The 8,545-nt window shown below is 71.8% G+C and carries 7 protein-coding genes and 1 pseudogene; 5 read left to right on the forward strand and 3 right to left on the reverse strand.

The window, feature by feature from the left end:
* Positions 1-264 precede the first annotated feature (264 nt).
* Genes PSH03_RS32285 through PSH03_RS32295 form a run of 3 tightly spaced genes read right to left on the reverse strand, consistent with a single transcriptional unit; the run spans position 265 to position 3,389 of the window.
* Positions 265-1,482 (reverse strand): DNA-processing protein DprA, encoded by a 1,218-nt coding sequence (locus PSH03_RS32285; protein ID WP_238691313.1) that lies wholly within the window; start codon positions 1,480-1,482, stop codon positions 265-267.
* On the reverse strand, positions 1,479-2,999 hold the full coding sequence (locus PSH03_RS32290) for a YifB family Mg chelatase-like AAA ATPase (RefSeq protein WP_238691314.1): 1,521 nt from the start codon (positions 2,997-2,999) through the stop codon (positions 1,479-1,481). The genes PSH03_RS32285 and PSH03_RS32290 overlap by 4 nt, the downstream gene beginning before the upstream one ends.
* Before the next feature lie 30 nt (positions 3,000-3,029).
* Positions 3,030-3,389 carry a YraN family protein gene (locus PSH03_RS32295; protein ID WP_210784358.1) on the reverse strand — a complete coding sequence of 120 codons (360 nt, stop codon included), beginning with the start codon at positions 3,387-3,389 and terminating at the stop codon, positions 3,030-3,032.
* Positions 3,390-3,711: 322 nt separating this feature from the next.
* On the opposite strand from PSH03_RS32295, the pseudogene PSH03_RS32300 reads away from it, so the two are divergent.
* The 5 genes and pseudogenes from PSH03_RS32300 to frr all read left to right on the forward strand — a co-directional run bounded on the left by PSH03_RS32300 (position 3,712) and on the right by frr (position 8,505).
* Positions 3,712-4,759 (forward strand): annotated as a pseudogene (locus tag PSH03_RS32300) (hypothetical protein).
* Positions 4,760-5,064: 305 nt separating this feature from the next.
* Positions 5,065-5,973, forward strand: coding sequence for a 30S ribosomal protein S2 (gene rpsB / locus PSH03_RS32305; RefSeq protein ID WP_238691316.1), 909 nt, complete (start codon positions 5,065-5,067; stop codon positions 5,971-5,973).
* A gap of 134 nt (positions 5,974-6,107) precedes the next feature.
* Positions 6,108-6,935, forward strand: a complete 828-nt coding sequence (gene tsf / locus PSH03_RS32310) for a translation elongation factor Ts (RefSeq protein WP_091400300.1) — start codon at positions 6,108-6,110, stop codon at positions 6,933-6,935.
* 161 nt (positions 6,936-7,096) lie between these two features.
* On the forward strand, positions 7,097-7,864 hold the full coding sequence (gene pyrH, locus PSH03_RS32315; protein ID WP_030487501.1) for a UMP kinase: 768 nt from the start codon (positions 7,097-7,099) through the stop codon (positions 7,862-7,864).
* Positions 7,865-7,947: 83 nt separating this feature from the next.
* Positions 7,948-8,505, forward strand: coding sequence for a ribosome recycling factor (gene frr, locus PSH03_RS32320; protein WP_203149044.1), 558 nt, complete (start codon positions 7,948-7,950; stop codon positions 8,503-8,505).
* The last annotated feature ends 40 nt before the right edge of the window (positions 8,506-8,545 follow it).

Here is an 8,545-nt window from a genome sequence, read left to right on the forward strand (position 1 = left end):
CACCAGCCTACGGCCGGGCCGCCGCCGCCACCGGACACGACGGTACCGGCGTCCACCCCCGACTACCGGCTGTTGTTCCTCTTGCTCAGGTACACGACCAGGCCGACAACGAGCACGGCGGTCACGACGAGACAGCAGAGCACGCTGATGTGCCACGGCTTGATTGCACCCATGACCGGGCACGGTACCGGCAGTTTCGGATGGCCGGGCTCCCGACCGCGAGCGGCTACGGGCATCCTGGCCGGGCGGCGGTGACAAATCCGCTCAGGCGACAGGTCGACCGGGCGTCTCCGCCGCCGCACGCTTCTGCTTGGCGGGCGGGGCGAGGGCGTAGCCGTTGTCGCGACGCACCACCATGGACAGCTCCTCCAGCAGCGACAGCTTGCGCAACGCGGTCCGCAGGTCGACGCCGGCGCGGGCGGAGAGCCGGTCCACGCCCATCGCGCCTCGGCGGGGCAGCGCCTCCAGCAGCGACCGCGTGTCGTCGTCCAGCGCGTCGGTGGCCCGCTGCGGTCCACGCGCCAGCGGGGCCAGGTCCGCGCCGATCCGACCCACCTCCTCCAGTACGTGCGCCACCCCGGTGACCAGCCGGGCCCTGTCGGGGAACTCGCGCAGGAACTCGTGGGCGCCGACGGACATCGCCGAGGTCACCGGCCCCGGCACCACCATGGCCACCCGATTGGCGTGGATGGCCCGCCGCGCGGTCTGCGTCGCGCCACTGCGCGCCGACGCCTCCACCACGACGGTGCCCCGGGTGCCTACGGCGATCACCCGGTTGCGGATCAGGAACCGGGGCCGCAGCGGCTCGGCACCGGGCGCCCACTCGCTGACCAGCAGCCCCGTCTCGGCGATCCGGTCGAAGAGCGCGGCGTTGCCCATCGGGTACGGGCGGTCCAGCCCGCAGGCGAGCACCGCGACGGTCAGACCGCCAGCGGTCAGGGCGCCCCGGTGGGCGGCGGCGTCGATGCCGAACGCCCCACCGGACACGACCGTCCAGTCCCGCTCGGCCAACCCGTACCCGAGCTCGGTCGCGACGTGCTGCCCATAGCCGGTGGCCGCCCGCGCCCCCACCACGGCCACCGAACGATCCAGCGCCTCGCCGAGCGGCCAGCTCCCGCGTACCCAGAAGCAGAGCGGTGGGGCGGTCTCACCGTCCACCCGGCGGCTGACGTCCGGCAGTCGCAACGTGGCCAGGCTGGCGACCTGGGCCGGCCACTCCTCGTCGTCCGGCGTGACCAGCCGGGCACCCAGTCGGTCTGCCCGCTCCAAGGCCTCCGCGGCCACCGCTCGCGCGTCGCCGGCCGCCGAGCGTGCGGCGACAGTGGTGTGCAGCCAGCCGTTCGGGCTGCCGCCGTCGAGCAGCAGATCCAGGGTTTCCACCGGGCCGTGCCGTTCGACCAGGTGATGCACCGCGCGCGTGCCCGGCTCCGCCAACCAGGTCAGGGCGACCCGGGCCAGCCTTCGTTCCTCCTCGGCGCTCATGTCGCCTCTCCCGTCCGTAGTTGAAGCGCTTCCCGGACGTCGTCCTGGTCAGGTCGGTCGCGACCGTCCAGATCAGCGATGGTCCAGGCCATCCGGATCACCCGGTCGAAGCCGCGCGCCGACAGCGAGCCGGAGTCGAGCCGGCCCCGCAACTCCACTGTGACCCGGGCCGGCAGTCGCCACGGCGGTCGGCGCAGGTGCGGCCCTTCCACCTCGGCGTTGAGCCGTCGGCCGAGGTCGGCCCAGCGGGCGGCCGCCGCCTGCCGGGCAGCCGCCACCCGGGCGGCGACCGTCGCCGAGGTCTCGACATTGCCGTCGGTCGCCATCAGCTCGGCCGCCCGCACCGGCATCAGCCGCACCTGGACGTCGATCCGGTCGAGCAGCGGCCCGGAGAGTCTTCCCAGGTAGCGGCGGCGAACCAGCGGCGAACACTCGCAGTGCGCATCGCCGGCCGGTTTCGCGCACGGACACGGATTGGCCGCCAGCACCAACTGGGTGCGGGCCGGGTACACGGTGCCGCCCCCGCTGCGGCTCAGCTGGATGCGGCCGTGCTCCAGCGGCTGGCGCAGCGCCTCCAGCGCACCCTTGCTGAATTCGGGAGCCTCATCCAGGAAGAGCACCCCGCGATGCGCCAGCGACACCGCGCCGGGTCGGGCCAGCCCTGAGCCGCCCCCGACCAGCGACGGCACGGTCGCGGTGTGGTGCGGCGCCTGGAACGGCGGGCGACGCAGCAGCCGACCACCCGGCGGCAGCAGCCCGGCGACCGAGTGCAGCGCGGTGACCTCAAGCGCCGCGTCGTCGTCCAGCTCCGGCAGGATCGACGGCAGCCGTTCGGCGAGCATCGTCTTGCCGGCGCCCGGTGGGCCGAGCAGTGCCACGTGGTGCCCGCCAGCCGCGGCGACCTCCAGGGCGCGGCGACCCAGCTGCTGCCCGGCGACGTCGGCGAGATCCGGCCCACCGGCCAGCGGCTCCGGGATGTCCGCCGGTGGTTCGATCAGCGGGGTCCCGTCCCGAACGAAGGCGACGAGCCGGTGCAGGTTGTCCACGGCTCGCACCCGTACCCCGGGGATGACGGCGGCCTCGGCGGCGTTGCCGACCGGGACGATCACCCGTGCGACGCCGGCCTGGGCTGCGGCGGCGACCATCGGGAGTACGCCGCGCACCGGCCGGACCGTCCCGTCGAGCCCCAGCTCGCCGAGGACCACCACCCCCTCCAGCGGGAGCAGCGGCAACTCACCCGAGCCGCCCAGCAGCGCTGCGGCGATCGCCAGATCGAAGGCCGACCCGAACTTCGGCAGCGTGGCTGGCAGCAGGTTGAGGGTGATCCGCCGGTTGGGCCAGCGCTGGCCGGAGTTGACCACGGCGGCGCGAACCCGGTCGCGGGCCTCGTGCAGGGCGGTGTCCGGCAGGCCGGAGATCACCACCGCCGGCAGGCCGGCGGCCAGGTCGGCCTCCACTTCGACGAGGTGGCCGGTCACCCCGACCAGCCCCACGCAGAGCACCTTCGCGTAGCTCACGGCGCGTCACCGATCCTCCGGGTACGCATGTCAGAACGCGCCCTTGAGGTGGTCGACCTGCGCCGGACCGGCGTCGGGCAGCCGCACCGACAGCACGTCGAAGCGCACCTCCTCGGCGGTCGTACCGGTCTCGCTCAGCCACCGCGCGGCGAGCCCTCGCAGCCGGCGGGCCTTGGCCGGTACGACCGCTTCGGCCGGGGTGCCGAAGGCCTCACCCCGGCGGGTCTTCACCTCGCAGAAGGCGAGCACGGGCCCGTCCCACGCGATGATGTCGATCTCCCCGGCCGGGCAGCGCCAGTTTCGGGCGATCGGGCGCAGCCCCGCCTCGGTCAGGTGCCGGGCCGCACATTGCTCGCCGTACGCGCCAACCGCCTGGTTCCGCTTCGTCATGGCCGGCACGGTGCCCGCCGGAGGGTGATCGCCGCGACCCGGCGGGGGCCCAGCTGTGGACGACGGGGGTGCTGTGGACAGTCGGACGATCATGCCCCCGGTGTGCTAGCGGCGTTGGGCCTCCGACCGAGGCCGGTAGCGCGGCCGGCTGCGCTCCACCGACGGGCCACCATGATCAGGTGATGAGAAGTAGGTGTCAGGACCGCCGCTGACCTACTTTCCATCACTTGATCACGGTGCAGGGGCCCGCACCGGCGCCACCTCGGCGCGACTCGTGCCCTGCGCTCCCGGGGACCGGTGGCGCGTGGCCGACCGGGCTGAAATGGCGCGGGAGTGGCCGGTCGCATACGGTGCCTGACGTGGACGGACGACGGAGTTTTCCGGAAGATCAGGAGTCGCGCTGGTACCCCGACGAGCGGGGTCGCGGTTACGGCGAGTCGGAGTGGCGCGGCGCGGGCGAACCGCGGTACGGGGACGGTGAGATTCCCGAGCAGCGTGGTGCGGAAGACAGCCGCTCCGTCGAGGACACCGGAGTCGGCCGCCGCCGCGAGCCGGACTCGGGACGCTTCGGCGCCGTCGACGCGGGTCGCTTCGGTTCGCCCGAGTCGGACTCGGGTCGCTTCGGCGCCCTGGACGATCAGGCCGGTCGGTTCGGGGCGAGCGAGGCTGATTCGGGGCGTTTCGGCGCGGTCGACCCGCTGGGTGCCGCGCGGCCGGAGACGGACGGTTACCGGGCCACCCGATCGCGGCGGGCGGACCGGGACCCCTCGGAGACCTCCGGTGAGCTGCCCGGACGCCGGGCCGCCCGGGAGACGACCACTGCGGGATCTCCGGTGACCAGCGCGGCGCCGGAGACGTCCCGCGACAGCACGTCGACAGCGCCGGCCGGTGTGCTCTCCGACCAGGCGCGTCCCGCTCCGCTCGGTGGGTACCCGATCATCGAGCCGACCCGGAGCGGCGGCGACACGCCGCACCCGCTGGAGATGCCGACCGGCCCGATGCCCGGGATCGGCCCGCGACCCGACCTGCCCGCAGGTGAGCCGCCGGTGTATCCGCCGGCCGCCGACGGCGTCTATCGGACCCGTCGACCGGTGCTGGCCGTACTTTTCGCTCTGCTGGTGTTGGTCTTCGAGGTTCCCGCGTCGCGGGTGCTGCTGGCGGGCGTGACCGGCGACCCGGTGGACGCCGGGAACGTGGTGGCGGGTATCGCCCTGGTCGCCGGGCTGCCGATCTTCGCGACCGGGCTGTACGGGCTACGAACCGGGGGTCTGGCGCTCGCCGACAACGGCCGGGGCTGGTTGCGCCCACCGACGGCCTACCTGACCGTCGGCCTGGTGCTCTTCGTGGCCGCCGCGCTCGCCGCCGGCTGACCCGGCCCCGCCGCCAGCCTGACCCGCCGCCAGCGGCCGGGTCAGGCTGGCGGTTCGGACAAGAGCCGGCGGAGCAGCACGCCACGCGCACCCCGGGGCGGCTGAACGGGTGAGGGGCGTACACTGGCCAACTGGCGACCGCCTCGTGCGGTCGACCTCGCGCGCCCTCTTCACGAATCGTCGTGGAGCGACGGCCTCCCTGGTCCCGATCTTGATCGGGTCCACCATGGGTCGGCGACCAGGCGCCAGGACGCCCGGCCACCGGCCGGGCGTGACAACCAGGGACCTTGAGGAGTACCCCAACCATGGCCGTCGTGACCATGCGTCAGCTGCTGGAGAGCGGTGTCCACTTCGGGCACCAGACCCGGCGCTGGAACCCGAAGATGAAGCGCTTCATCATGACCGAGCGCAACGGCATCTACATCATCGACCTGCGCCAGACCCTCGAGTACATCGAGAAGGCGTACGAGTTCGTGCGTGGGACCGTCGCCGAGGGTGGCAGCATCCTGTTCGTCGGCACCAAGAAGCAGGCCCAGGAGGCGATTGCCGAGCAGGCGACCCGGGTCGGCCAGCCGTACGTCAACCACCGCTGGCTCGGTGGCATGCTGACCAACTTCCAGACCGTTTACAAGCGGCTCCAGCGGATGAAGGAGCTGGAGGGCCTGGGTGACCTCAGCGGCACCGCCGCCGGTTACACCAAGAAGGAGACGCTGCAGCTCTCCCGCGAGAAGATCAAGCTGACCCGCACCCTCGGTGGCCTGCGGGACATGCAGAAGCTTCCCGCCGCGGTCTGGATCGTCGACACCAAGAAGGAGCACATCGCCGTCGACGAGGCCCGCAAGCTGGGCATCCCGGTGATCGCGGTGCTGGACACCAACTGTGACCCGGACGAGGTCGACTTCCCGATCCCGGGTAACGACGACGCGATCCGCTCGGCGGAGCTGCTGACCAAGGTCGTCGCCGCCGCCGTCGCGGATGGTCTGATCGCGCGTTCCGGCCGTCGCCGGGGCAACGACGAGAAGCCCGAGGGTGTCGCGAGCGACGAGCCGCTGACCGAGTGGGAGCGCGAGCTGCTCGAGCCGAAGAAGGCCGACGAGTCGGCCGCTCCGGCCGCCACGGCCGAGCAGCCCGCCGCTGCCGCCGAGCAGCCCGCCACCCCGGAGCAGCCGGCGCAGGCCGCCACCGAGCAGCCGGCGGCCGCCACCGCGGAGTGATCGCACCGTCGCTGCCCCGCCGTCCGTTTTTGCGAACGGCGGGCAGCGACGGTACTCCGGGCACGATCCGCCCGGATCCGGGTAACCGGCACCTCTGACCATCCACACGCCGTCTCAACACCGAAGAGAGAGCCATGTCCCAAATCACCGCCGCGGACGTCAAGAAGCTCCGCGACCTCACCGGCGCCGGCATGATGGACAGCAAGAAGGCGCTGACCGAGGCCGAGGGCGACTTCGACAAGGCCGTCGAGATCCTGCGCGTCAAGGGCGCCAAGGATGTCGGTAAGCGGGCCGGCCGTACGGCCGCGAACGGCCTGGTCGCCCACTCCGGCAAGGCGCTGCTCGAGCTCAACTGCGAGACCGACTTCGTCGCCAAGACCGAGTCGTTCATCGCGCTGGGCCAGCAGCTGGTCGAGCACGGTGAGCGCGCCGGCGTGAACTCCGCCGAGGAGCTGCTCGCCTCCGAGCTCGACGGCAAGGTCATCGCGGACCTGATCCAGGAGCAGTCCGCCAAGATCGGCGAGAAGCTGGTGCTCAACCGGTTCGCTCGGGTCGAGGGCACCACCGCCGTCTACCTGCACCGCAAGGCCCAGGACCTGCCGCCGGCCGTTGGCGTGCTGGTGTCGTACACCGGCAAGACCGACGAGGCCGGCGACGCCGACGCCCGTGGTGTGGCCATGCAGATCGCCGCGATGCGGCCGAAGTACCTCACCCGGGACGAGGTTCCGGCTGAGGTCGTCGAGTCCGAGCGGCGCATCGCCGAGCAGACCGCCCGCGAGGAGAACAAGCCCGAGGCGGCTCTGCCGAAGATCATCGAGGGTCGGGTCAACTCCTTCTTCAAGGACTTCGTCCTGATCGAGCAGTCGTCCGTCTCTGACAACAAGAAGTCGGTGAAGCAGCTGCTGGCCGAGGCCGGCATCGAGGTCACCCGCTTCGTGCGGTTCGAGGTCGGCCAGGCCTGAGCCGCCACCGGGCGCCGCTGGCGCCCGTGGGCAGGAGACATCAACGAGGAGGCCGCCGGTGTACGTGACAGGCACCGCGGCCTCCTCGTCACATAGGGTCGGCAGCGGCAGGTTCGCGGTACGCGCCGCACGGGGCGTGCGCGTGGGGAAGGGCGGGGCGGATGACGCAGGTTGTGAGTGACCGGACGCTGGAGCTGGACGATCCGACGGCACCGCCGCCGGGACGTGCCCGCCGGGTGGTGCTGAAGCTCTCCGGTGAGGTCTTCGGTGGCGGCGCGATCGGCGTCGACCCGGACGTCGTCCAGGCCATCGCCCGGCAGATCGCCACAGTGGTCCGCCGCGGCGTGCAGGTCTCCGTGGTGGTCGGCGGAGGCAACTTCTTCCGCGGCGCGGAGCTGCAGAAGCGTGGGATGGACCGGGCCCGCGCCGACTACATGGGCATGCTCGGCACGGTGATGAACTGCCTCGCGCTCCAGGACTTCCTGGAGAAGGAGGGCATCGAGACCCGGGTGCAGAGCGCCATCACGATGGCCCAGGTCGCCGAGCCCTACATCCCGCTGCGGGCCATCCGGCACCTGGAGAAGGGCCGCGTGGTCATCTTCGGCGCCGGCGCCGGAATGCCGTACTTCTCCACCGACACCGTGGCCGCCCAGCGGGCGCTGGAGATCCGGGCCGACGTGGTGCTGATGAGCAAGAACGGCGTGGACGGCGTCTACACCGCCGACCCGCGGATCGACCCCACCGCCAGCAAGCTCGACTCGATCACCTTCTCCGAGGCGCTGCGCCGCAACCTGCGGGTGGCCGACGCGGCGGCGTTCAGCCTCTGCATGGAGAACGGCCTGCCGATGCTGGTCTTTGGCGCGCAGGGTGACGACACCATCATCCGCGCGGTGGGTGGCGACAAGATCGGCACCCTGATCACCGCCTGAGTCCCGCCGATCGGCGACGACGACAGCGGTCTGACGACTTTCAGCAGAGCCCACCACGAGCACAGAAGGAGGCGAGGAGACCGGTGATCGACGACACCCTCCTCGAGGCCGAGGAGAAGATGGAGCGTGCGGTTGAGCACGCCAAGGAGGAGTTCGGCGCCATCCGTACCGGTCGCGCCAACGCCGCCATGTTCTCCAAGGTCATCATCGACTACTACGGCACGCCCACGCCGCTGACGCAGATGGCGTCCATCGCGGTCCCCGAGCCGCGGATGGCCATCATCAAGCCGTACGACAACTCGCAGATCAATGCCATGGAGAAGGCGATCCGCGACTCGGACCTCGGGGTGAACCCGAACAACGAGGGCAACCAGCTGCGCATCCTGCTCCCGCAGATGACCGAGGAACGCCGCCGCGACATGATCAAGGTGGCTCGGCACAAGGGCGAGGAGGCCAAGGTGGCGATCCGCAACGTCCGCCGCCGTGGCAAGGAAGAGCTGGACCGGATCGTCAAGGACGGCGAGGCCGGCGAGGACGACGGTCGCCGCGCCGAGAAGGAACTCGACGACCTGACCCAGCGGTACGTGGCCAGCGTCGACGACCTGGTGAAGCACAAGGAAACCGAGCTGCTCGAGGTGTGACCCATGCTTCGAGGCCCGTTCCCGACGTCGGGAACGGGCC

It is taken from the genome of Micromonospora salmantinae, from assembly GCF_022230905.1.
Taxonomy (GTDB): Bacteria; Actinomycetota; Actinomycetes; order Mycobacteriales; family Micromonosporaceae; genus Micromonospora; species Micromonospora salmantinae.